Raw genomic sequence first — 23,160 nt, forward strand, 5'->3', positions numbered from 1 at the left:
AGAAGAAATAGGGATGATTGGACTATTCGCGGAATTTTAATCTAAATACTAAAGGGGTGTCGCCGGTTATTTTTTTGAATAATCTCGAAAAATAAGTATGGTCCTCATATCCTAACATAAAAGCGATCTCTTTGACATCATATTCTGTATAATACAAAAATCGCTGTGCTTCTATAATCATCGCATTCTGCAGCCAATACGTCACCGATTTACCTGTCGCAATATTGACACAATAATTTAAATGTGAAGTAGTAATATTTAACTTCTTAGCAAAAAAAGAAGGACTTTCTAAAAAAGTAGCATCAGAAATTAATTGTTTAAAATTAGAATAAATCAGCATCGATTGATTTTTAAGTTCTGATACCGGAGTATTGGATGCTGAATAAATATTAACAAAACTGTAAACCAAAGCATTAAAAAGACCATTGACAATAGCCGTTTTATTTGAAATTGCTTTTTCAAAAGAACGGTGCAATAACGTAACGTTTTGTAAAAGATCCTTCTTCTGGAGTTTATCGATTTTATTGAACTGATCAGTAATTTTCAGGTGCTGAAAAACTGCTGCGCAATCATTCGGAATTAAAAATGGAGCGACACTAATATAATACCCAACTGCATCCGGCGACACCATTTTTGGTGCATGAATCTGAAAAGGTTTAACTATTGCAATACTTGGCGCACTTGCTTTTACCTCTATCATGTCGCACTCCATGATCACTTTTCCTTTCGTCAGCACAAATAAAATATAAAAATCATCACGATGCGTTCCTAATTTATTTATGGTTTCTGAATCCTTTCCTAATAAAGATAATTCGGCGATATAAATACCACCAACTGCTTCTGAACTCTGATTGTAAACAGGAATTTTCAAAATTTATTTTTTTGATTATTAAGGAAATATTAGTTCTAAACGATGAGGTTGTACAAACTTAGAAAATTAATCCTAAAATGATTATCTCTATCAGGTAATCTATTTTTAAAAAGCAAAATCCCTTTGAACATAAACTGATCAAAGGGATTTATTTCTTTATTAAAAAAAGTAAGAAAACTTAGAAAGTCACAAATTTCACTCCAAGACTAAACCATCTTGAAGGAAGCGGAACTGCACCAACTTCATAATAAGTAGCATTGAAAATATTTTGAGCATCGACATATACGGTTACTTTTTTGATCGATTGACTTACTCTAAAATCATTTACCCAATACGATGGTCCGGTTACTCTTTGACTAAAACGCGTTGCGAATAAAGCTTTAAAATTTTTATGCTGAAAATCTATAGTACTGGTTACCTGATGTTCCAGAGACGAAACCAAATATTTAGCATAAACAGCCGAAATTACATCCTGAAATTTAAAATCAAGATAAGAATATGCCAGATTGATATTCAACTTAGAATCGTTAGAAAAACTCACTCTATAATTGGTACGCAGGTTAAAACCATTTGTATTGAGGTTTCCGTAATTGTTACTTTGCCAAGGCTCGGTAGTTACGTTTCTTGTCCAATCGATAAAATTGCTGATCTTTCTAAAGAAATAATTGGCATTAAAACTAAAATCTCTTTTGATATATTTAAATCCGATTTCACTCTGAAAAGCATTTTCGGTATCCAGATTAGGGTTGCCAATATTTCCCGGACGCTGGTTGAGGTATAAATCCGTAAACGAAGGAATACGCTGGCTTGTTCCGATATTTCCGATGATCTTAAAAGCATCTGTTATGGCATAACTCGCATCAAGTCCCGGATAAGCCTGCCATTTATAATCTGAATTATAATTGACATAGGTTCCAAAATTTACATCAAGCTTTTCGATAAAAGTTGTTCTGTATTGCAGATAAATTCCGTAGTTGTCGCGATTATGATCCCCAATGTTAGACGAACTAATATCCTCTGTTCGTACTTCGGCTCCAAAACCTAATTCTCCAGTTTCCATTTTGTACGTGGTATTCAATTCCGCCGCAACTGAATTAGTATAATGCTGACTTCTACCCGCTTTAAGATTAGCAATTCCGTAATAACGATAATCATCATAATTGTATCTGTAACTTACTCTAGGCATCAAAGTCCATTTTTCAGAAAGCTGATGTTTTGATTGTACAGATGCAAAAGTTGTTTGCACCACTTCGCTTGAGTTTTTATCTCCCGGAGCCGCATAAAATCCGTTGGCGCCAAAACCATTCTTGATATAACCAAATGAAGTTAAAATTTCATTGGCATTATTTAACTGGTAATTACCCTGATAGAATATTTTATTATTTTCGAAAGCGGTGTTATAGCGGTATCCGTTGCTTTTATCGTGCGAAGCAAAAAGTGAATGTTGCTGTTTCTCTTTACTTAAAACACCTCCAACCTGAATTCCGGTACCATAAAAAGTATCACCGGTATCCTGTGTATCTTTTTCGAAGTTTGAACCTGCATAGGTATTTACTAAAAATCCGGATTGCGTTGGTTTTTTGGTAATAATATTAATCGCTCCGGTCAAACTATTTACTCCATAAGTAAGCGCTGCCGGACCACGTATGATTTCGATTCTTTCAATTACCTCAACGGGAATAGGCAGATTCAGCATATTATGCGCGGTTTGAGAATCTATTATTTTGGTTCCGTTTATAAGTACAACGGTTTGTTCGAAGCTTCCTCCGTCTACACTTACATCGGCCTGGCTTCCAAAAGGGCCTCTTTGTCTCAGGTCAACTCCGTTTGCATATTGTAGAATTTCCTGAACAGATCGTCCCGGTAATTTTGCAATTGTGGCCTGATCAATTACATATACGTTTCTGTTTTTCTTGGATATTGGTGTACTAAACCTGTTTTCATGAATAATTACTTCATCAATATTAATGGTATCTTTTTGCACCTGAGCTTGTAAACTAACACTTATTAGAGTCAGTGCAGCAAAATAAAGTTTTGTCATTTGTTTTAATTTTTTGCAAAAGTAGTATCTTGCCGTACTACTAATGTATACCAGTTTTACAAAAATGGATAGTCCGGTTCAAATTCCTTTTAAAAGTTTTATTCAGCTTAAGCCCGAAGAAACTACCGCTTTGTATTTGCAAATCGTTTTTGAGTTTATAAAAGCGATACAAATTGGCTTACTTCCTGAAGGCACAAAACTTCCGGGAACCCGTATATTATGCAAAGTCTTAGAAGTAAACAGAAACACTCTGATTAAAGCTTTTCAGGATCTCGAATTGCAAGGCTGGATCGAAATTTTGCCCAACAAGGGAACCTTTATATTATCTGAAAAACAACAAAAAAATAAAGCCGATTTTACTGACGATAACAAAAATGTTTCAAAAGCAAACGAAGGTTTTACCTTTAAACATTCTACTATTCTTGAAAATCCAAAAGAAACCAGCAATTTACCGTATCAGTTTAATGATGGTTTGCCTGATTTGCGATTGGTACAAAGTGATGTTCTGGCGAGATTGTATGTTTCTAAACTAAAAAACCAAAAAACGACCAAAACCTGGGAACAAATTCAGGCGCAATCGCATTTGAATTTTAAAACCCAGTTTTCTAATTTTTTAAATTTAACGAGAGGAATTCGCATTTCAACCTCCAAGTTACTTACTACAAGCAGTCATGAAATTAGTTTGTATCTCGTGACCAAACTACTCATTTCTCCAGGTGATAAAGTGGTGGTGGCTTCTCCGGGATATTATATTTCGAATATGACATTGTCTGATAGTGGCGCACAAATAATCACGATACCGGTTGATAAAGATGGCATCGATACCCAACAGTTAAAACAAATTTGCGAGGAACATCAAATCAGGATTTTGTATTTAACGTCCAATTATCATTATCCAACAACAACTTCATTGAGTGCAAAAAGACGAATGGAAGTTCTGGAACTGGCCAATCGCTACGGATTTGTAATTATTGAGGATGATTACGATTTTGATTTTCATTATGACAATAACCCCGTATTGCCCCTCGCCGCTTTAGATTCAAACCAAAGAGTAGTTTACATTGGATCGTTTGGAAGGTCTCTGCCGGCAGGTTTTGGTTACGGATTTATCGCTGCGCCATCTGCATTTATAAAAGAGTTAGAAAAACATCAAAACATTCTCGAACCCGGAATTGATGTTATAAAGGAACAGGTTTTAACCGATTGGATCAAGGAAGGTGAAGTGCATCGACTTTCGAAAAAAAACAAAAAAATCTACAAAGAACGCAGGGATAATTTTGTTTTATTATTGAAAGAAAAGCTCGAAGGAAAAATCAAATTTCAGGTTCCGCTAAGAGGTTTGGCAATTTGGGTAGAATGGCTGGATCACTTTAATTTGATACAATTGCAGAAACAATGTGCTGCAAATGGATTATTTTTGCCTAAAACGGTTTTATATCAAACCAAAAATCTCACGGCAACGCGTTTAGGTTTCGGACATTTTGATCCATCTGAAATGGAAAATGCCGTAACTATTTTACGACAGTCTCTCGATACTATTTTATAATCTAAGTGTTAGATATTTTTCGCGCAGATTTAGCAGATTTTTTTATAATCTCTTTAATCCTTTAATCTGTGCCTTGATTTAAAACATTTTAAAATAAAAACATAACATGGAAATAGAGCAAATTCTTGACCTAATATATCCTCTTCCGGAACTTTCAAAACTAAAACTTCAAAATTGCGCGAAAGAAGTGCGTTTCTCTAAAGGTCATATTTTATTGCGCGCTGATAAAATTGAAACCACTATTTATTTTATTCGAAAAGGAATTGCAAGAGCTTATGCTAATCGCGATGATAACGAGGTTACTTTTTGGTTTGGTAAAGAAGGAGACACGGTTTTATCAATGAAAAGTTATGTCGCCAAGCAGAAAGGATATGAAGATATTGAGCTTCTGGAAGATTGTGATTTATATGAATTAAAGTCTGAAAAACTGCATAAGCTCTTTGAAGAAGACATCCATATTGCCAACTGGGGACGAAAATTTGCCGAAAAAGAACTTGTAAAAACCGAAGAACGACTTATCTCCCGCCAATTTCGTACTGCTTCAGAACGCTATAAAGAATTACTTACGGATTATCCGCATTTGATTCAGCGGGTTCAATTAGGACATATTGCCTCTTATTTAGGAATTTCTCAAGTGAGTCTGAGTAGAATTCGAGCCGAAATAAAATAGTTTGCTTTTTTAACAAATGTAAAATTCCCGGTCAATTCCTTTTCTAACCTTTGCAAAAAAAGATATGAACTGGATTATTTTAATTATTGCCGGCTTATTTGAAGTGGGCTTTACGTTATGTTTAGGAAAAGCAAAAGAAACAACCGGAAACGAAATGTACATGTGGTATACCGGATTTTTGATATCGCTTATTGTTAGTATGGGACTTTTGATGAAAGCGACACAAACTTTACCTATCGGAACCGCTTATGCCGTTTGGACAGGTATTGGAGCGGTTGGAACCGTTTTAATTGGTATTTTAATATTTAAAGATCCGGCTAATTTCTGGCGACTCTTTTTTATTACGACCCTTATTGGTTCTATTATTGGTTTAAAAGCAGTCTCTCATTAATAACAAACTTTATAAAAACAGACGGATTAGCATTTACTAGTCCGTTTTTTTATGTCTAAATTTTTATTTTTTAAAATCAGGTATTTCTACGTAGTGCTGTAAATGTTAAAAAAGCGAATTTTGTTTGCAGAATGTGAGAAACCGTAAACAATTCTCAATAAACGATTATAAATTAGCAAGAGATTTAGTTAAAATTAAAAAAGATAGTCATTACAAATTTCAAACCTGAAAAAGAAAACCATGAAAAATCTTTGGTGTTGGCGTTGCAAAATGGAAGTTCCTATGCTGGATGAAAAGGAATATAAAATAGCCTCTAAACTCTATCGTGATGGTTTTCAAACAGGAAAATGCAGTATGACCAGAAAGAAACGCTTTAAAGACTTACTGGATTATTATAAAGATCTAACAGGATTTGAAGAAACCAATCCTAACGCGATCATGCACCATCGAATTGATTTATATGGTTCTGCATGTGAGAATTGCTCTAAACCTTACAGAACTCCAAAGGCTTCTTTATGTGCTGCATGCGGTAATAAAAGAGCATCTGTAATTATCAATTATACCGAAATTCTACACGAAGCAGCACCAAAATGGTGGCAGAGATTTTTAATTTTGAATAGAGCCGAGTAACTATTTTTATTTAATTTTATAAAAATCATAAAACTACGAAGATCAACTATAAAATTCAATTTGCTCTATTAATCCTTTGTATTTTTTTATTGGTTTAGCAATATTCGAGATATCCAATACAGGACTAAAAACGGGAACAGATCTTTTCTGGCAAATCTCTGCTTTTGTTCCGTTTATATCATCAGGAATTATTTTTGGAATGAACTTATATTCAAAACGAATTAAAGATTAAGTTGTCTGTATCTTTTTTATTTTAAGAACGTTGCTTTTCACTTAGATAAAGGAAAATCCTTTTTGCTAATCACCAAAAAAAAAATCTTCTTTACGGAGCTACTTGTGTGGATTGCTTTGCCAGTTCGCTATCGCTAGTGTCCTCATTCGGGATGACAACCACGAAAATAAATCTGCTTAATCTGTGAGAGAAAAAACTAATCGCACAAAGACGCTAAGGCGCAAAGTTTATATACAATCTTGTCATTCTCAGCGGCATTAGGCTACTAAAAAAATGTTTCTATTATAAAAATAGGGATGATAAGATTGTGCTCATAATAAATCGCTGACTATTTCTTCAATGTCAAAAATGCGTTAAAAAACTTTTCGGATAGCAGTTTTTCGACAATAAAAAATACTTTTGTGAGATAGGAAACAAAGACTTATCAGCAACCCGAAAACAATAGTATGGATTACGAAAAATTCATCTTCTGCCTCGAAGGTGTTCCAGACGTAGACGATGACAGAGCAACTCTAGTAGTAAAGAACTTAGAAGAAATCGCTATTGATCAAGGTATTGCCAGTATTTATAAAACCTGCGATACGATTGAAGGCCTGGAAGAAAGTTTGAATGTATTGCTTTATGAAGATCATAATTTTAAGGATTATGAGATCATTTATCTGGTAATGCCAGGTGAAGCCAATACTATTTGCCTTCATGATTATTATTACAGCCTCGAAGAAATAGCGGAACTTTTTGAAGGGAAGATGAAAGGTAAAATCATTCATTTTGCCAATCTGAAAGTACTGGATTTAAATGACGAAGAAGCCCAATATTTTCTGGACATCACCGGCGCGCGCGCGATTTCTGGTTACGGATCTACTTATAATAAAATTGCCAGTTCCAGTACAATCGATAAAGCTTTTTTTAGTTTGTATCAGGATAATGATGATATTACTGAAGTGGTAGAGGAATTGTATCAAAAACATTATGCTTTGTGCAAATTGCTCGATTTTAGATTGTATTATTGAATATGAAAGCAAAGACAATTGAAAAAATAAAAACCTATAGCCCAACAGGATTTCGCGAGAAGTTTCTAGGACAAGACAATCCTATTCATTTGCTTTTCAAATCGAATTCCGATCATTTTTTCTGTCTTGAAATTGAGGACATGATGCAAATGCAGTATCCGGTTCCGCCTTCTAAACATTCTTGCCACACTTTAATTTTTATTTCCTCAGGTCAGCATGTTATGAAATTGGGATATCAGGAATTTACGACTACAGATAACGAAATAATTGTGATACCTGCAGGCCAGATCTTCTCGCTTGAGAATGTTAATAATATACACAAAGGTTATATATGCCAATTTCACCCCGATATTTTAATTGGAAAATACGGCAGCCGCGAAATGATTAATGAATTTGATTTTATGAAAATTTCCGGTAATCCAAAAATCACGCTGGATGTTAACGATGTTACTGATATTACAGCTATTCTTAAGCGGCTTCAAAAAGAATATTCTGAAACCTCAAGTGCAAATCTCAATATCGTGCAATCGTATTTGATTACATTGTTTTATGAAATGAATAAAAATTCGGTTAAAAGTGCTAAAAGCATTTCGGCTGCCGAAGTTATTGCAAACAAGTTCAAAGAGTTAATTCATCAAAATATAAAAACACACCATTTGGTTCATTATTATGCGTCGTTATTAAACGTTACGCCAAATCATTTGAATAAATCTGTGAGAACTGTTACAGGAAAATCAGCAGCAAAATGGATTGATGAAACCATATTACTGGAAGCCAAATATCTATTGTACCAAACTACGCTTTCTGTTAGTGAAATCGCCATGAAGGTAGGTCACGAAGATCAATCCTACTTTAGCCGTTTCTTTAAAAAACATGAAGGAATTACTCCTGTTCAGTACCGAAAATTGATTGATAAATCCTAATTATTGCTTGCAGAATCCTATCAAAACGAAAAGCATTTATTGAAATTTGCAAACATAAAAAAAGCAAATTATGATTTATGTTTTTAAAACTTCCGTTGATACAAATTCGAAATTAGAGTTCGCAAATGCATTACTTCAGGAATTGCTGCCAAACGCTTTATGGAATTTTGATCTTGAAGATTGTGATAACATTTTAAGAATTGACAGTGAAGACGAAATAAACGAAAGGGTATTAAAAAATGAAGTTTTCGATTGTATCGAATTAGAATAAACTGCCATTTTTTAAATCCTCTAAAACCTCAACTTAACATCATGGATACTGCATTGCACCAGAACAAAACCTTTGACACTATTGATTACTCTGATCAGAAATTATCTGATAATGAATTTGTAAACTGCGAATTTATCAATTGCAACTTTTCTAAAAGTGATTTTAGTTCGATCGATTTTTTAGATTGTACTTTTAAAAACTGTAATCTCTCGCTTTCTGTTCTTAAAAATACAGGATTAAAAAACATCAAATTTATTGGCTGTAAATTAATGGGATTAGATTTCAGTGCCAGCAATAGCTTTTTATTTTCGATGTCTTTTCAGGATTGTCTTCTTGATTATTCGACTTTTATTTACAAAAAATTAAAAAAGACAAACTTCATAGATTGCTCCCTAAAAGATGTAGATTTTTCGAATACTGATTTGTCTTTGTCTATTTTTAAAAATTGTGATCTTGCCAATGCTACTTTTCAGGATTGTATTTTAGAGAAAACAGATTTCAGAACGTCAAGAAATTACACTTTTGATCCATCTGAAAATAAAATTAAAAGAACCAAAGTATCCCATGCTGCACTTGCGGGATTATTAGAAAAATTTGATTTGGATATTGAATAATTGAAAAAGTTTTCAGTCGGGGTTTTGAAGTGAGTGTGAAAATATTTACAAAATTAGAAACAAAAAAAAAAGAGATGCAAAAACTGCATCCCTTTTTAAACTAATCTATAAATATTACTTATTTAATCCAACGTGGATCTCCAATTAAATTGTCTTTTAATGTTTGATTACCAATTGTAAAATTACCACCTGCAGCATCTGTAAATTGTGGGTTTGCAGTAGTTGCTGAAGTATCCACCTTATTACTTGCAATTGCAGTATTAGTGAAACTTGGTGCTAAATAATAATAGTTCTTATTAAATAATGGCTGGAATGTAGTTGTCTGATTGGTATAAATTGCACTTGTTGATGTAATCAAAGTATTTTTTACTGTTGATGTATTTGATCCAAAACGCAAATATAAAATTCTTTTATTCCCCGCAGTATTTGACACATTATATAATGTACAACCATCAATTAACACATTTGTTGTTAATCCAGTTCCTGAAAAACCACCATTAGCAGGAAGTACCGCATCAACTCGAACAAAATCACGTCCTATTGAACAAGAGTTGAAGGTACTGTTTTTCACCACTATACTTGCTACGTAAGTATTTCTGAAATCTATAAAATCTGCTTGTGCATTAGTATTTACATTTTTTACAATAGTATTATCCACAGTAAATGAAGTTACTTTTGAACCAGATACAGCTCCATACATTAAGGCACGTAAATAGTCGTGAATATAACAACCACTAATTAAAATATCTCCATAATTAGTATTAGCGCCAGATACTGTAATAAAACTAGTATCTCCCACAGAGGTTCCCTCTGAATCCAAATCAATTAATGAAACTTTACCAGTACCTGCAGTAAGTGTAAACTTAACATGTAATTTTGGTTTATCGCCAGCTCGTAATCCTCTTATGGTAATTTCTTTATTTACTATTATCTCACCTTTAAACACATTATAATCTCCAGGCATCAACACTAATGTTGAACCTGCAGGAGCGGCTGTAATTACAGCATTTAAGTCATCTGTTTCTTTTACTAAAATACCAGTTCCTATATCGATTCCAGTTTTAAAGCTTCTGACTCCTCTTGTTTTAGTTCCGTTTAATAAAGTCACTGCATAATCTGTTTCACCAGTTAATCCTGTTACAACTGCCACTCCCTCTGTTTTTTCTGCAGGTGTAATGTTGTGTGTAATTCCGCCCGGTGCAATCGTAATTTGAGTTACAGTACTATTTGGAGTCCATCTTAAGGTAACTTTTGTTGCCTCAACATCTTTGTCCTCAATAGGAAATAAAATTTGCTCCGTTAATGTTTTTGCAGTGACATAAGACCATTTAGAATCTGCTAAACCTGCTGCACTTACTCCTTTTACCCTGATTGAATAAACGGTTTCTCCTTCTAACGGAATTGTTACCGGAAGTTCTGTTGGTAATACATTAACTGTTTTGTAGATTGTTTTAAACTCAGTGTCGTCTGCGCTAAATTCTACCACGTAATGATCTACATCATTTTTTACTGTCCAGTTCAATTCGACTGAAGTTTGATTTCTAACAAAGGCTTTAAGCTCTATTGGAGAAAATACGCTACTTGCTCCTATGTCTTCCAATACTGGTTCGTTGTAGCTTTCGCAACCGGCAACTATCAATAAAAACATAGCCAGCAATCCTTTAAATATATATTTTGCTTTCATAATTATATAACTATAATTTATTTGTTATTTTGATTAGTTTCCTAAGACCCAGTCATTTGTTAACTGACCGTTGCTTGCATCAATAAAAGTTTGCCAAATTGGCCAAAATTGTCTTTTATCAGGATCAACTCCGGCTTTGTACAAAGTAGTTATTTTATTATCTTCTAATTTATCCCATGCTTTGGATGTAAAACCAACCGGAGCTACAGTTTCACCTCGGTTTAAACCATAAATATCCAATGTAATTCCGTCATCTTTATATTTATAGTACAATATTGAAGGCACATCTGCATAAGCAGCAGAACGTGTTTTAAGATCAGCCATTTTAACTTTAGCTTCGTCTAATTTTACTTTTAACAAATTCCATCTTACAAGAGAAAATTTACGCTCCATTTCTCCTGTAAATTCATATTTATTTTCTTCAACAATAGCATTAAACATAGCATCTTTACCAGTCAGTTTATCAACATAAGTGTCTACTTTTACAGCCTGATCTGCAGGCGCAAAAGCCCTGCGTCGGATTTCTTTTAAATAACCTGCAGCAGCTCCTGGCCCTTCTATTTCGTTAGCAGTCTCGGCAGCAATTAAAAGCACTTCTGCATATCGCATATAAATTTTATTTAGACCATCGTCATTTGGAGCCGTAACAAGACGGTTCATCCATTCAAAACGATATTTACCAAAATACCAGGTCTGTAAATCCGTAAGTTCTTGTTTAGCTTTACCATTTACAGCAGCTCCCCATTTATAAGGTACGCAAGTAACATCTCTGCGGGTATCAGCCCTGTCATAATCATAAAAAACAAATGGCAACGGGCCGTTAACTCCACCTTTATTAGTTCCCATTTGTTGAAACTGATCTGCAGCATCATGTCTAACGGCAAAGGTAAAGAGTACCCTTCCTCTTGTAGCGGCAAAAGGAATTTCCCAAAGTGATTCTCCTCCGGCTGTTACAACTTCCTGATTGTATTTTCTCCACAATCCTTCAAAAGTTGGTTCTAAATGTGCAGAACCACTATTGATAACTGAACGGCATTCATCTAATGCCAGCTTATACATTTTTGCTACTGAAAGCTCCGGATCTTTACTTCTTCTAACTCCATCAGAATATTGCTGATATCCGCTTGCCATCATTGCCAGACGAGCTCTTAAACTTTTTACAAAAGCTTTATTTACGCGTTCTGTACTGTTTGTTGCTGCAGTTTCATTAGGCCAGGCTACCAAATCTGAAGCTTCACCTAAATCTGCAATCAATTGCTTATAAATTTCGTCACGGCTTGTTTTAGGTATATAAATAGTTGCAGTAACAACTGGTTCAAAACGGGCAGGAACATCCCCCCAGTTTCTTACCAAATCGGCATAATAAATGGCACGAAGTGTCAATGCTTCTCCTAACAATTGTCCTAATTCTTTATTAGATTTTACATTACCATATCTACGCAAACCTCTAATACACAAATTGGCACGTTCAATTCCTTCATACATCATTGCCCAGGCATTTTTTGGCGAGTTCATTTCTGTATTATCGGGTCTTGCATTGTAAACTACCAAATCAGATTTAACGTTATCACTAGAAGATGCTAAAAGCCACTCCGTATCTGTATTCAATCCCTGATAAGCTAAAAGTCTTCCTCTGTAGGACTGCTCCTCTCCAAATGATACCTTTATACCGTCAACAGCACCTTGTGCTAATTCAGCATTAGCAAAGATAATCTCGTCTCCTAATGTCGATTGCGCAGGAGTATCAAAGAATTCATCTCCAAAATCCTGACAAGAAGCCAACAAACCTGAGATAATCAATCCTGCTATTATTACTTTATATTTCATTTTGATAAATTTTAAATTAGAAATTAAGGTTTAAACCAAAAACCAATTGTCTGCTGCGAGGATATGCTGAATAATCAACTCCTGGCGTAAGTGGTGTTTTTCTTTTTGTTGACACCTCAGGATCCGGACCAGAATAATTTGTAATTATAAAAACATTAGTTGCTGTAAAATAGAACCTTAACTTACTTACTCCCAGTTTCGAGGTCAATGCTTGCGGTGTGCTGTACCCTAAGGTTAAATTATTTAACCTAAAGAAAGAGCCATCTTCTACTGCCCAGTCTGTAAACATAAATTTCTGCATGTAAGGAGACCACATTGTCGTGTTGGCATTTAGCGCCTCTAATGTAGCAGGATCTGTCACTAATTGCCCAGAAGCAGGATCTAAATTTGTCCATCTTGTACCATCTGCCATTTCAGTGCTTAAATTTTTATATTGCCCGTTTCTGTTTGAAGTTGAAAACTCAGCTTTGTTAGCATTGTAGATATCATTTCCAATAGTCCAGTTGAAAGCCGCAGAAAGATCAAAACCATAAGCATTCGCATTGATAACTAAACCTCCAGTACTTTTTGGATTTGCATTACCAATAATGGTTTGATCTGATGCGGTAACTTTATTATCTGCAGAACCATCTGTATTTTTTAATTTCATCATTCCTGGCTGTACAGCACTCCCAATAGCACTACTTGCATCAACAACACCGGATTTTAAAATATACTTTCCTCCAGTGTAATCAAAATCCGACACTTCGTATCGTCCGGCACTTTGATAACCGTACATTAACCCCATTGGTGAACCCACATTTACTGCGTAATCATTACCAATATCAGTAGATGCCCAGTTGGTATTTACTCCAAAATTGTCCATCACACCAAGAGAATTAATTCTGTTTTTGTTAATACCTACATTCACAGAAAAATTTAAACCAAAATTCTCTCTTTCAATTGCTACAAAGTTTACGGTAGCTTCGAAACCTGTATTTTGAGTTTCACCCATATTTCTGTACTGAGTTTTATATCCTGTACCTCCTACCGGAAATTCTATTAACAAATCATGAGTTACATTTTTATACACATCAAAAGTTCCATTCAAACGATTTTTAAAGAATCCAAAATCAAGACCAACGTTTTGTGTAACGGTAGTTTCCCATTTCAAATTAGGATTTGCCAAAACACTCGATGGAGCCCAATAGCTTTCAAAACCATTTATATAAGAGTTCGTATTAGACATATAACTTTGAACTGTTTGTCCTACCGGAATATTATTATTACCCGCTTCACCATAACTAAGTCTTAACTTCAAGAGATTCAGCCATGAAGTGTTTTTAAGGAAACTTTCTTCAGAAATCTTCCACGCTGCTGCTGCTGCTGGAAAATATCCCCATCTATTATCATCCATAAATCTGCTTGAACCATCTGCACGAAAAGAAGCTGTTAATAAATAACGATCTTTATAATCATAATTTACACGTCCGAAGAATGACAATAATTTATCATCAGGGCTGTAAAAATTATCAACAGAAAACGGTGTTCCCTGAGTTGTCAATTTTCTTGCATCATTCAGGTCAAAGAATCCAGGATAATTTAACATTGTCGTGGTTACATTATTTGAAGTAGTAGTGATCATTTCTTCTCCCAAAAGTGCTGTTAAATGATGGTTTTCTCCCAAAATATTTTTGAAATCATAATTTAATGTATTAGCATTTCTAAAACGAACATCTTTACGATCGCTCATCACCATTGCCGGCTTTCCTGCTCCAACTTTAGCAGTACTTGAGAAATAGGTCGATGAACCATAGAAACGATAATCCTGATAATTGTAATTATCTAATCCTAAATCACTTTGAAATTTTAGATTTTCAGCAAGCTTCCATCCAAAGCTTCCTAATAAATTGTAATTTTTTCTGGATTGCTGGCGATTATTATCTGATATCGCCAAAAATGGATTTACTAAATAACTGTTCACACTTTGGTCATCATTATCTGTAGTCAAGCCCGGCATTGGAATTGGGGAATAACCCACACTGTGACGCAAACGGCTATCTAGTGATGAAACTTCATTTTGTTCATTAGCACCACCACCATTTATTTTTGTATCAGAATAACGTACTGTAAAACCAAGATCAATTTTATCACTTGCTTTATTCTTTAATGCCAATGATAAGTTATTTCTTTTATAATCAGAACCAACCATAATGGCTTTCTCATCATAATAAGCATAATTAAAATTATAGCTCAACTTGTCTGTTCCTCCGCGAATTCCTAAATCACGGCTACTTACTTCACCACGACGTCCATAAATTTGCTTTTGCCAGTCTGTTCCTTTTACTCCATTATACAAATCGCGGTCCTGCCAGTTTCCAAAATACTTGGTATAAGAATTTGGATCGCTCATAATAGTTTTATCAGTTTGAGAAAGCAAAGCATATTCGTATTGCCATTTTACAAAATCATCTACCGGAAGAACATCAATATCATTTGCCATTGTTTTCATGCCATAGAACATATTGAAACTTACGTCCATTTTTCCATTTTTACCGGTTTTCGTTGTAATAATGATAACCCCGTTTGCTCCTCTGGAACCATAGATTGCTGTAGAAGCGGCGTCTTTTAATACGGTCATTGATTCAACATTAGAAGCTGCAATATCGCTCATACTGTTTACAGGAAAACCATCCACTATAATTAAAGGTGAAGCATCCTGGGTTAACGATCCTCCGCCACGAACTCTAATCTTAATATCTGCATCCGGAGAACCTTCACTTGAAGTCACCTGAACTCCCGCTATTCTTCCCGTTAAAGCTTCTGCAATATTAGAAACAGGAACTTTCTTCAATTCATTTCCTGAAATTGAAGAAACTGCACCTGTTAAATCAGATTTCTTTACAGATCCGTACCCAACAACAACAACTTCATTTAATGCATTGGAGTCCTCAGATAAAACAACATCAAGTTTCGATTTACCGGCAACGGCTTCTTCTTTAGTCTTAAAACCTATAAAGGAATAAGTAACTATAGCTTTCGGGTTTGAAAGTTTTAGTTTATAGCGTCCGTCAAAATCTGTAGAAGCACCATTTTTTGTTCCTTTTTCTAATACATTAACACCGGGTAAAGTTAGTCCTGCAGCATCTTTAACGGTTCCTTCAAGTGTTACGGTTTGAGCATTCATTCTATTGCTCGTCAGTAAACACAATAAGAAAACAACTGCAAAGCAACAATGTGTTCCTTTGTTAAATAAATCTTTAAAATTCATGGTTGATTGTTTAAGTTATTAATAGTTTATTGTTTTATAAGTGGTTTTTTAAAGTGTAATCTATTCCGCTTTTTATTTACTAAAAGGCTATTCTTACTGAGAATAATGCTTGTTTTAATTTCTAAACAGCTTCTTTTTAATGCTATGATAAAAAGTTGTAATCGATTACACAAACATAAATATTTTTTTTATATAAAAAGTTAAAATTCATAATAATTTCATAAATAAAATAACGCATTAAAAATAAAATGCCTTTTTTATACGACTAATGTAATTTTAGTCGAATATAAATATGAATTATAATATTATTTTTTTGTGAATTCATTGCGATTTTACAGAAAAAACAATCGATTACATCTCTAATGACTGCAGATTTAGTAATGATCAAATCAAGACCGCAAATATTCTTAAAGAGCATGAGAAAAAAATATCAATGAATTCGCGAAAGATTCATAATGAAGAAAGACAATAGTTCAAAAATGGATTGATTAACTTATAACCACAAAAAAAAAGCCCTTAAACAAATTTGTTTAAGAGCTTTCTATTTTTAAAAGAAAATATTTACATCTTCTTAAGCACGCTGCAATTGCAAATTACTTTTATGTTTTTGCATTAGAACAAAAGTGATAACCATTCCAATAATTGCCATTACAACACCAATAAGGTTTGGCGAGGCATAACTGTATCCGGCAGCTAACGGTAATCCTCCTAAAAAGGCTCCCAAAGCATTCCCGATATTAAAACTTCCCTGAAGTGCTGCCGAGGCAATCATCTCAGCATCTTTGGCCGTTTTAATCATTAACATTTGGATAGGTGCAATAACAGAAAAAGAAATAGCACCTGTTAAGAAAGTCAGGAATAAAGAAATGTATTGATTTGAAGAGAATAAATAAACCAGAATCAAATCGATTGACATTACAAATAACAAAGCTAATACGGTTGGTGCCGGCGAATATTTATCAGCCAGTTTACCTCCCAAAAAGTTACCAACTACCATACCCAAACCTGCTAAAATCAAAATATACGAAACGTCTTCGGCCGAAAATTTGGATACATTAATTAATAAAGGCGCGATATAACTAATCCAGGCAAACAATCCTCCAAACCCCACTGCAGTAATTCCGATAATTAGCCAGGCTTCGGTTTTCTTGAAAAATTGCAATTGGGTTTTCATATTTACATTTCCGCTTTTCTCCAGATTTGGCATCCATAAAGAAATAAATAAAAAGGTAAGCAAGCCAACAGCAGCAATTAATATAAAAGTATAACGCCATATAAAATGATGTCCTATATAAGTACCAATAGGCACCCCTATTAAATTGGCCAATGTTAGACCCGAGAACATAATTGCAATAGCCTGCGCTTCTTTGCCTTTATCGGCCAGGCGGCTCGCTACAACTGCTCCAACCCCAAAAAAGGCTCCGTGTGGTAATCCCGAAAGAAATCTCGAGGCGAATAAAAAATTATAGGTAGGCGCGATGATCGAAAGCGCATTAAATACGGTTAACATCAATGCTAAAATTAAAAGCATTTTTTTGGGCGGAAAGTTTCTTCCCAGGATGACTAATAAAGGAGCTCCAATAACAACTCCCAGCGCATATGCAGAAATTAAATATCCTGCCACCGGAATCGAAACTTTCATATCTGAGGCAATATCTGGCAACAAACCCATCATAACAAACTCGGTAATACCGATAGTTAATCCTCCTAATGAGAGTGCGATAAGACTTTTTTTCATTTGTTTTTACAAGAAAGGAATAGATTTTCTATGGTGCAAAGTTAACGCTGTTAAACAGAAAATTAGTTGTACATTTGTGATATAAACTTGTAAATTTAAGATATGCCAATATTGAATCAATTCAAAACTCTGGTCATTGATGAATTTGAAGACGAGAAATTTCACCTTCCGCCGCACACCCATACTTATTACGAAATTATTTATATCAAAAAAGGAAACGGCGTTCACCATCTGAACAGCAACTTATTACCTTATAAAACAGGTGATCTTTTTGTGATTTCGCCGGAAGACGAGCATTATTTCGATATTAAAAAATCGACCCGTTTTTTCTATATTAAGTTTACCGATAATTATTTCAACTCGAAACAAAACCTTACTTGCGATGAATTTTTAATTCACACTCCGGAAAGTTTCATGCGTGATAAAACATTAAAAGAAACCGTTCTTAAACTAGATGATCCCTGCAAAACAATATTAAAAAACACAATCGAAAACATTGCAGCTTACAATTGCAAAACCGACGTTTCTACCTCGCCTATTGTATTCTATCAGATTCTTTCGATTTTCGGGTTAATTAAAGAAACCATGCGCGGGCAGAATCTTGTCGTGAAAGGAAATTCGATTGATAATGAACAAATCACTTCTTATATTCATCAGAATATCTACCAGCCAAAATTGGTTCAGATAAAAGTGATTGCGAATCATTTTAATATCGCAGAAACCTATTTTAGCGCTTATTTCAAAAGAACATTCGCTATTAGTTATCGTGAATATATTCATAATTTGAGAACTACATTAATCGAAAAACGAATTCACAACAATCAGCTTCCTATTAAACAAATTGCGTATGAGTTTGGTTTTACAGATGAAAGTCATCTTTCGAACTATTTTAAAAAGAGAAAAAACATGAAACCTACAGATTTCAAAAAAACTTAAAATTGGAAATCTTAAATATATAGTTGCTCTTAAAAAAAATATCTAAATTTGTACTTTCAAAAAACAATTTCATTGACTAAAAAATTCCACATATTATTTCTCTTTTTAACTCTTGGCTTCTTTTTGATGTCCAGTTCGGGTTATGCTTGTGGAAGAGCCCAAGAGAAAATGGATTGTGAAAAGAAGGAAACTTCTAAAAAAGAAACTTCAAATTCCTGCAAAAAGAATTGTTGTAAAGAAAATAAAAAAGATAAAAAAGGCCAAAACGGCTGCAACGGAAAATGCGACCATTCGGGTTGTACAACTTCATTTCTTCAATTGAGCTTAGTCACAAACGAAATTGATTTAAGCAATAATCTTTTTAATTTTTCTACAAAAAAGCCAATCTCATACTACAATAATGCTAGTATTTCTGATGGTTTTACTTCTATCTGGTTACCTCCAAAAATAAAATAATTGGATTTCTGACAGCCATAATTATGTTTAGCCGCTAAGGCTCTAAAACTCTAAGGTTCTGAGAGAAAAATCAAACTTTGCGTCACTGGGACTTTGCGAGATTAAGTATTGAATTAAAAAATAAATTTATTTAACTTAGAGGATAAATTCATATTCTCTATCAAAAATCACATAAAATGAAAAAGACAATTTTAACTATAGCAGTAGTAATCACATTATTATTTTCTACAAATACTATTCAGGCAACTACAATAAAAACAGTAATAACTACAAATGAAGATGTTGATTCTAGTCAGTTACAAGCTGTTTATGATGCTTATTTTACGGTAAAAGATGCTTTAATAAAAAGCGATGCCAAATTAACTTCGGGGAAAGCTAATGATTTACTAGCTGCAATTACTGCCGTAAAAATGGATAAGCTAAAAAGTAACGAACATACTGTTTGGATGAAAGTGGTAAAAAAATTAACCGCCGATGCCAAAAATATTTCAGGTACTTCTGATCTTAAAAAACAACGTGAGACTTTTAAATCACTTTCAAAAAACACCTACGATTTAATTAAAGTTTCTAAATCTGATGTAGCGGTTTACAAACAATATTGCCCAATGGCAGATGCTGATTGGTTAAGCAAAGAAAAAGCAGTTAAGAATCCATATTACGGTTCTTCGATGCTGACTTGCGGAAACGTGGTAGAAACCATCAAATAAATATGACACTCTACATCAAAAACATGGTGTGTGGTCGCTGTAAAATGGTTGTGAAGTCTGAGTTGGACAAACTCGGACTTCATACTATTTCTGTTGAATTAGGCGAAGTAGAACTGCAAGATGATATTACCGATTCTCAAAAAGAGATTTTACTAAAAAACCTTCAGGCTTTGGGTTTCGATTTTATTGACGATAAAAAAAGTAAAACCATTGAGAAAATTAAAAATCTAATTGTCGATTTGGTTCATCATAAAAATAACGAACTCAAAGTTAATTTGTCCGATTATTTGGTCGAAAACCTCAATCAGGATTACAGCATGCTGAGTAATCTGTTCTCGGAAATTGAAAATACTACCATTGAAAAATACTTTATCAGCCAAAAAATAGAAAAGGTAAAAGAACTACTGATTTATAATGAACTTTCGTTAAGCGAAATTGCTGACATACTAAACTATAGCAATGTCGCTCATTTAAGCAATCAGTTTAAGAAGATTACGGGTTTCACGCCTACTTATTTTAAACAGCTGAAGGATAAAAAACGCATTCAAATAGAGAATTTGTAAAAGGTCAATTTCTCGCAAAGTCGCAAAAGCGCAAAGTTTTTAATCTCTCGCAGAATCTGCGAGAGATTATTTTTATTATCTTAATAAACATAAAACTTCGCGACTCTGCGACTTTGCGAGATTATTACAAAACCCAGAAGAGCCAAAATTATTAGCGCTTTTTGCGGTTAAATAATATTACAAATCATTCTCAAAATTATACAAACCGTTGTAAAACTTACTTCGGAAATTTGCATTGTAATACCTTAAAAACAAAAAGAACAATGACTCATCAATATATAATTTCAGGAATGTCATGCAATGGATGCCGTACTAAAGTCGAGAAAACGCTAAATGAAGTTGAAGGAATTCAGGCCGAAGTAACATTAGATCCGCCACTAGCCACCATAACAATGGAAAAACATATTGTAACTGAAAAATTTCAGGAAGTTTTATCAGCTGCGGGAAAGTATACTATTGAAATGAAGTCTCCAACTCATGGTACAGAACCCGCTGTAAAATCATGTTGTTCAGTTCATAAAAAAGAAGATCACTCTTCAGATTCCCATAAAAAAGAAAAAACTGCAATTCCTCCTAATGCAACCGGAGTTTTTTACTGCCCTATGCATTGCGAAGGCGATAAAACCTATAATAAACCCGGAGACTGTCCGGTTTGTGGCATGGATTTGGTTGCTCAAATTGCCATTGGTACACAATTTACCTGCCCAATGCATCCGGAAGTTATTTCGAATGAGCCGGGCGACTGCCCAATCTGTGGGATGGATTTGGTGGCCATGCAGGCATCTGAATCTGAAGAAAACAAAACGTATACTGACTTATTAAGGAAAATGAAGATTGCGACATTGTTTACGCTTCCAATCTTTATTATTTCAATGTCAGAAATGATTCCGAATAATCCACTTTTTAAAATTATGTCGATTGAAAAATGGAACTGGGTTCAGTTTTTATTTTCAGTTCCGGTTTTGTTTTATGCGGGATGGATGTTTTTTGTTCGTGCCTATAAATCGATTATTACCTGGAATTTAAATATGTTTACCTTAATTGGAATTGGAACGAGCGTTGCGTTTCTATTTAGCGTTGCGGGAATGTTTTTCCCGGATCTTTTTCCATCCGAATTCAAATCACATCACGGAACCATTCATCTTTATTTTGAAGCCGCAAGCGTTATTATAACTTTGGTTTTATTAGGACAACTATTAGAAGCCAAAGCGCACGGACAAACCAACGGCGCGATTAAAGCATTACTAAAATTAGCGCCCACCGAAGCTACTTTAGTAGAAAACCGAACGGATAGAACCATCTCTATTCACGATATTAAAAAAGGAGATTTACTTCGTGTAAAACCGGGAGAGAAAATTCCGGTTGACGGAAAAATAACTTCCGGGGAAAGCAGTATCGACGAAGCGATGATTACCGGAGAACCTATTCCTGTTGATAAAAAAACGGGAGATACTGTAATTTCAGGAACTATAAACGGAAACAAATCATTTGTGATGATAGCCGAAAAAGTAGGTTCAGAAACTTTGCTTTCTCAGATTATTCAAATGGTAAACGATGCAAGTCGTTCGAGAGCGCCAATTCAAAAACTGGCAGACCGCGTTGCGAAATATTTTGTTCCAACCGTTGTTGCCATTTCTATATTGACCTTTATTCTCTGGGCAAAATTTGGTCCGGAACCTTCTTATATCTACGGATTAATTAATGCGATTGCCGTTTTAATTATTGCCTGTCCTTGTGCTTTAGGATTGGCGACTCCAATGTCGGTTATGGTGGGCGTTGGAAAAGGTGCTCAACACGGAATTTTAATCAAAAATGCCGAAGCGCTCGAAAACATGAATAAAATTGATGTTCTGATTACAGATAAAACCGGAACGATTACAGAAGGAAAACCAACAGTAGAGAAAATTTATGCGATCGATAATAACAAAGACATTCTTTTGCAAAACATTGCTTCACTAAATCAGCACAGCGAACATCCTTTGGCGCAAGCCGTTGTTAAATTTGCAAAAGCCAAAAATCAGCAATTATTGGAAGTTCCGGATTTTGAAGCCGTTGCCGGAAAAGGGGTATTAGGAACCGTTAATAACTCAAAAATTGCATTAGGAAACAAAAAACTAATGGAACAGATAAACGCTTCTGTTTCTGATGATTTTGAAAGCAAAATTACAGCCGAACAAAATCTGGGAAAAACGGTTTCATACATCGCGGTAAACAATATTATTGCTGGTTACGTAACCATTACAGATGCCATAAAAGTAAACAGTGCCAAAGCGATCAAAGATTTGATCGATCAGGGTGTTGAAGTTATTATGCTTACCGGAGATAATAAAAATACAGCCAAAGCGGTGGCAGATCAGCTTCATTTAAGTTCTTTTAAAGCCGATTGTCTTCCAGAAGATAAACTGAGAGAAATTGAACGTTTGCAAGCCGAAGGAAAAGTGGTGGCGATGGCCGGCGACGGAATCAACGATGCTCCGGCTTTGGCCAAAGCAGATATTGGAATCGCAATGGGAACCGGAACAGATGTTGCCATCGAAAGTGCTAAAATAACGCTTGTAAAAGGAGATTTAAACGGAATTGTAAAGGCTAAAAAACTAAGTTATTCGGTGATGAAAAACATCAAACAGAATTTATTCTTCGCCTTTATATACAATGTTTTGGGCGTACCAATTGCGGCGGGAATTTTATATCCTGTCTTCGGGATTCTGCTTTCGCCAATGTTAGCCGCGCTGGCTATGAGCTTAAGTTCGGTTTCGGTAATTGTAAATGCTTTGCGATTGCGAAACCTCAACCTTTAAAA

The 23,160-nt window shown here is 34.5% G+C and carries 19 protein-coding genes; 13 read left to right on the top strand and 6 right to left on the bottom strand.

Translation table 11 applies throughout. The features are described from left to right. Positions 1-22 precede the first annotated feature (22 nt). On the bottom strand, positions 23-871 hold the full coding sequence (locus IRZ78_RS12375; RefSeq protein WP_194616837.1) for a helix-turn-helix domain-containing protein: 849 nt from the start codon (positions 869-871) through the stop codon (positions 23-25). A gap of 178 nt (positions 872-1,049) precedes the next feature. Continuing rightward, entirely contained in the window at positions 1,050-2,912 is a 1,863-nt protein-coding gene (locus tag IRZ78_RS12380; protein ID WP_194616838.1) for a TonB-dependent receptor, read from the bottom strand. A gap of 64 nt (positions 2,913-2,976) precedes the next feature. Here IRZ78_RS12380 and IRZ78_RS12385 point away from each other — a divergent pair, with 64 nt between their 5' ends. From IRZ78_RS12385 to IRZ78_RS12420, 8 genes are all read left to right on the top strand, one after another. Then, the gene (locus tag IRZ78_RS12385) at positions 2,977-4,458 is read left to right on the top strand and encodes a PLP-dependent aminotransferase family protein (protein ID WP_194616839.1); all 1,482 of its coding nucleotides are present in this window, start codon (positions 2,977-2,979) and stop codon (positions 4,456-4,458) included. 106 nt (positions 4,459-4,564) lie between these two features. Further along, on the top strand, positions 4,565-5,128 hold the full coding sequence (locus IRZ78_RS12390) for a Crp/Fnr family transcriptional regulator (protein ID WP_194616840.1): 564 nt from the start codon (positions 4,565-4,567) through the stop codon (positions 5,126-5,128). A 64-nt stretch (positions 5,129-5,192) separates the two neighbouring features. Then, the gene (locus IRZ78_RS12395) at positions 5,193-5,519 is read left to right on the top strand and encodes a multidrug efflux SMR transporter (protein WP_121322022.1); all 327 of its coding nucleotides are present in this window, start codon (positions 5,193-5,195) and stop codon (positions 5,517-5,519) included. A 240-nt stretch (positions 5,520-5,759) separates the two neighbouring features. Continuing rightward, on the top strand, positions 5,760-6,149 hold the full coding sequence (locus IRZ78_RS12400) for a hypothetical protein (protein WP_228520459.1): 390 nt from the start codon (positions 5,760-5,762) through the stop codon (positions 6,147-6,149). Positions 6,150-6,827: 678 nt separating this feature from the next. After that, positions 6,828-7,391 carry a DUF6642 family protein gene (locus IRZ78_RS12405; protein ID WP_194616841.1) on the top strand — a complete coding sequence of 188 codons (564 nt, stop codon included), beginning with the start codon at positions 6,828-6,830 and terminating at the stop codon, positions 7,389-7,391. Positions 7,392-7,393: 2 nt separating this feature from the next. Beyond that, on the top strand, positions 7,394-8,314 hold the full coding sequence (locus IRZ78_RS12410; protein ID WP_194616842.1) for a helix-turn-helix domain-containing protein: 921 nt from the start codon (positions 7,394-7,396) through the stop codon (positions 8,312-8,314). Positions 8,315-8,384: 70 nt separating this feature from the next. Then, positions 8,385-8,585, top strand: a complete 201-nt coding sequence (locus tag IRZ78_RS12415) for a hypothetical protein (RefSeq protein WP_194616843.1) — start codon at positions 8,385-8,387, stop codon at positions 8,583-8,585. Between the two features lie 41 nt (positions 8,586-8,626). Then, entirely contained in the window at positions 8,627-9,199 is a 573-nt protein-coding gene (locus tag IRZ78_RS12420) for a pentapeptide repeat-containing protein (RefSeq protein WP_194616844.1), read from the top strand. A 118-nt stretch (positions 9,200-9,317) separates the two neighbouring features. Here IRZ78_RS12420 and IRZ78_RS12425 read toward each other — a convergent pair whose 3' ends face one another. The 4 genes from IRZ78_RS12425 to IRZ78_RS12440 form a co-directional block, all read right to left on the bottom strand. Then, positions 9,318-10,883 (bottom strand): DUF5123 domain-containing protein, encoded by a 1,566-nt coding sequence (locus tag IRZ78_RS12425; protein ID WP_194616845.1) that lies wholly within the window; start codon positions 10,881-10,883, stop codon positions 9,318-9,320. 33 nt (positions 10,884-10,916) lie between these two features. After that, positions 10,917-12,710, bottom strand: a complete 1,794-nt coding sequence (locus IRZ78_RS12430; RefSeq protein ID WP_194616846.1) for a RagB/SusD family nutrient uptake outer membrane protein — start codon at positions 12,708-12,710, stop codon at positions 10,917-10,919. 16 nt (positions 12,711-12,726) lie between these two features. Beyond that, positions 12,727-15,960, bottom strand: coding sequence for a TonB-dependent receptor (locus IRZ78_RS12435; protein WP_194616847.1), 3,234 nt, complete (start codon positions 15,958-15,960; stop codon positions 12,727-12,729). 571 nt (positions 15,961-16,531) lie between these two features. After that, a complete protein-coding gene (locus IRZ78_RS12440; protein ID WP_194616848.1) occupies positions 16,532-17,698 on the bottom strand; it encodes an MFS transporter in 1,167 nt (388 codons plus the stop codon). Positions 17,699-17,800: 102 nt separating this feature from the next. Here IRZ78_RS12440 and IRZ78_RS12445 point away from each other — a divergent pair, with 102 nt between their 5' ends. The 5 genes from IRZ78_RS12445 (at position 17,801) to IRZ78_RS12465 (ending at position 23,158) form a co-directional block, all read left to right on the top strand. Beyond that, positions 17,801-18,634, top strand: a complete 834-nt coding sequence (locus IRZ78_RS12445; RefSeq protein ID WP_194616849.1) for an AraC family transcriptional regulator — start codon at positions 17,801-17,803, stop codon at positions 18,632-18,634. A gap of 72 nt (positions 18,635-18,706) precedes the next feature. Continuing rightward, positions 18,707-19,090: a hypothetical protein gene (locus IRZ78_RS12450; RefSeq protein WP_194616850.1), complete on the top strand. Its 384-nt coding sequence runs from the start codon at positions 18,707-18,709 to the stop codon at positions 19,088-19,090. A gap of 176 nt (positions 19,091-19,266) precedes the next feature. Next, a complete protein-coding gene (locus IRZ78_RS12455) occupies positions 19,267-19,797 on the top strand; it encodes a DUF3347 domain-containing protein (RefSeq protein ID WP_194616851.1) in 531 nt (176 codons plus the stop codon). A gap of 2 nt (positions 19,798-19,799) precedes the next feature. Then, positions 19,800-20,360, top strand: coding sequence for an AraC family transcriptional regulator (locus IRZ78_RS12460; RefSeq protein ID WP_194616852.1), 561 nt, complete (start codon positions 19,800-19,802; stop codon positions 20,358-20,360). A 263-nt stretch (positions 20,361-20,623) separates the two neighbouring features. After that, positions 20,624-23,158 carry a heavy metal translocating P-type ATPase gene (locus IRZ78_RS12465; RefSeq protein ID WP_194616853.1) on the top strand — a complete coding sequence of 845 codons (2,535 nt, stop codon included), beginning with the start codon at positions 20,624-20,626 and terminating at the stop codon, positions 23,156-23,158. Positions 23,159-23,160: the final 2 nt, after the last annotated feature.

Origin of the sequence: Flavobacterium sp. CSZ (genome assembly GCF_015350725.1) — a bacterium.
Classification (GTDB): Bacteria; Bacteroidota; Bacteroidia; order Flavobacteriales; family Flavobacteriaceae; genus Flavobacterium.

Excerpts from the sequence above, each read along its gene's own strand:
- IRZ78_RS12410 (WP_194616842.1), top strand. The coding sequence starts at position 7,394 with ATGAAAGCAAAGACAATTGAAAAAATAAAAACCTATAGCCCAACAGGA.
- IRZ78_RS12390 (WP_194616840.1), top strand. The coding sequence starts at position 4,565 with ATGGAAATAGAGCAAATTCTTGACCTAATATATCCTCTTCCGGAACTT.
- IRZ78_RS12425 (WP_194616845.1), bottom strand. The coding sequence starts at position 10,883 with ATGAAAGCAAAATATATATTTAAAGGATTGCTGGCTATGTTTTTATTG.
- IRZ78_RS12445 (WP_194616849.1), top strand. The coding sequence starts at position 17,801 with ATGCCAATATTGAATCAATTCAAAACTCTGGTCATTGATGAATTTGAA.
- IRZ78_RS12415 (WP_194616843.1), top strand. The coding sequence starts at position 8,385 with ATGATTTATGTTTTTAAAACTTCCGTTGATACAAATTCGAAATTAGAG.
- IRZ78_RS12400 (WP_228520459.1), top strand. The coding sequence starts at position 5,760 with ATGAAAAATCTTTGGTGTTGGCGTTGCAAAATGGAAGTTCCTATGCTG.
- IRZ78_RS12455 (WP_194616851.1), top strand. The coding sequence starts at position 19,267 with ATGAAAAAGACAATTTTAACTATAGCAGTAGTAATCACATTATTATTT.
- IRZ78_RS12385 (WP_194616839.1), top strand. The coding sequence starts at position 2,977 with ATGGATAGTCCGGTTCAAATTCCTTTTAAAAGTTTTATTCAGCTTAAG.
- IRZ78_RS12430 (WP_194616846.1), bottom strand. The coding sequence starts at position 12,710 with ATGAAATATAAAGTAATAATAGCAGGATTGATTATCTCAGGTTTGTTG.
- IRZ78_RS12465 (WP_194616853.1), top strand. The coding sequence starts at position 20,624 with ATGACTCATCAATATATAATTTCAGGAATGTCATGCAATGGATGCCGT.
- IRZ78_RS12395 (WP_121322022.1), top strand. The coding sequence starts at position 5,193 with ATGAACTGGATTATTTTAATTATTGCCGGCTTATTTGAAGTGGGCTTT.
- IRZ78_RS12405 (WP_194616841.1), top strand. The coding sequence starts at position 6,828 with ATGGATTACGAAAAATTCATCTTCTGCCTCGAAGGTGTTCCAGACGTA.
- IRZ78_RS12380 (WP_194616838.1), bottom strand. The coding sequence starts at position 2,912 with ATGACAAAACTTTATTTTGCTGCACTGACTCTAATAAGTGTTAGTTTA.
- IRZ78_RS12435 (WP_194616847.1), bottom strand. The coding sequence starts at position 15,960 with ATGAATTTTAAAGATTTATTTAACAAAGGAACACATTGTTGCTTTGCA.
- IRZ78_RS12460 (WP_194616852.1), top strand. The coding sequence starts at position 19,800 with ATGACACTCTACATCAAAAACATGGTGTGTGGTCGCTGTAAAATGGTT.
- IRZ78_RS12440 (WP_194616848.1), bottom strand. The coding sequence starts at position 17,698 with ATGAAAAAAAGTCTTATCGCACTCTCATTAGGAGGATTAACTATCGGT.
- IRZ78_RS12420 (WP_194616844.1), top strand. The coding sequence starts at position 8,627 with ATGGATACTGCATTGCACCAGAACAAAACCTTTGACACTATTGATTAC.